Raw genomic sequence first — 1,209 nt, forward strand, 5'->3', positions numbered from 1 at the left:
TTTAGGGTCGATTTCTCGATTCCTTTCAAAACTGTGTTGGTGGGCTGATCTTGATGTGATCAGTCGGTTCAAGATGCAAGCTCCCACAAACTAGAATCAGTGTGTCTGCGATGCGTATAGAGTAATCGATACGCTAAAGGCACAGAGATGTCTGTGCATCGCGTATATGGCAGGGAGTGCTGGGTGGTAGAGACGCTCAGCACTCCCCTTTTGGCACCTGTGTCTTTGGCAGAATAGGAGTTCCCTATGAACACAAGGAATGCCAACACGAAAAGAAAACTCGCGTATTGCGAGCATACACTGCCATCAGTTGAGGATGGCTTGTATGTAGATGGAACACTTCCCAATGATATGAGTGCTCCACATGAGATAGAGCTTTGCGCACTTGAAAGAATCGTATGCGGTAGCCCATCGCTCACTGATGTGATGACGGTAGAATTGCTAGCTATGCGCTGTTTTGATGCAGGGCGTACAGAAGATCTATCAACATGTCCTGGCTTTTGCGCAACTGCTATTGCGGGCTTTAGAGCGTGGGTGATCTCATGAGTCGCTTTAAGCCAGAGAATTTGGGACTTCCCTGTAATGTTCGAGTAGATAAACGTGATAGCACGATAGGTCTTCATGAGTTCAACGTACGCGTCAAAAAGACAGAGCGCATATGCCCAAGGTGCAAGTACGCAATGATTGGGTACGGAACCTATGTAAGAAAGATTCGACACTATCATGCAGAAACAACTTATCTGCTTTATGTCTTTGTACCGAGAAGCTACTGTAAGAGGTGTAGATGCACAATAAGCGAAGACATCTCCTTTGCATCTCGCATATGTCCTTCTGTCACACTTGAACTTGAAGAACATGTACTTAGATGGATTCAAGACCCTATATCTATCTTGAGTATCTGCAAACGTATACAGGTAAGCTTTGGAACTATACAAAAGCTCATAGAGGCAGTTCATATCAAACAAGTTCGTCTTAAACGAAGTTTGCTGATGGATGAGATCCATACCTATACCTGGCGTGAAGAGAGTGGCAGACGCCACTCCATCTTTTGGGCAGTAGCATACGATGCAGAAGACACCTGTGTACTCGACATCGTCAATGGCAAAGATAGTGATGCAATACAGGCCTTCTACGACAGCATCTCCCTCTCTGACAAAATGAGAGTAAGGCATTTCTGTTGCGATATGGAAGATACCTACATTGCAAAAG

At 45.1% G+C, this 1,209-nt stretch carries 2 protein-coding genes; both read left to right on the top strand.

Annotation, left to right across the window (positions count from 1 at the left end):
* Nucleotides 1-246 precede the first annotated feature (246 nt).
* Nucleotides 247-546, top strand: coding sequence for a hypothetical protein (locus G7Y46_RS09040; protein WP_165254021.1), 300 nt, complete (start codon nucleotides 247-249; stop codon nucleotides 544-546).
* A 443-nt stretch (nucleotides 547-989) separates the two neighbouring features.
* On the top strand, nucleotides 990-1,209 hold a 220-nt coding region (locus G7Y46_RS09045; protein WP_165254022.1), incomplete at its 3' end, for a transposase.

The sequence above is a fragment of the Adlercreutzia sp. ZJ304 genome (assembly GCF_011039075.1).
Lineage (GTDB): Bacteria > Actinomycetota > Coriobacteriia > Coriobacteriales > Eggerthellaceae > Adlercreutzia_A.

Coding starts and splice junctions, on each gene's coding strand:
- G7Y46_RS09040 (WP_165254021.1), top strand. CDS start 247: ATGAACACAAGGAATGCCAACACGAAAAGAAAACTCGCGTATTGCGAG.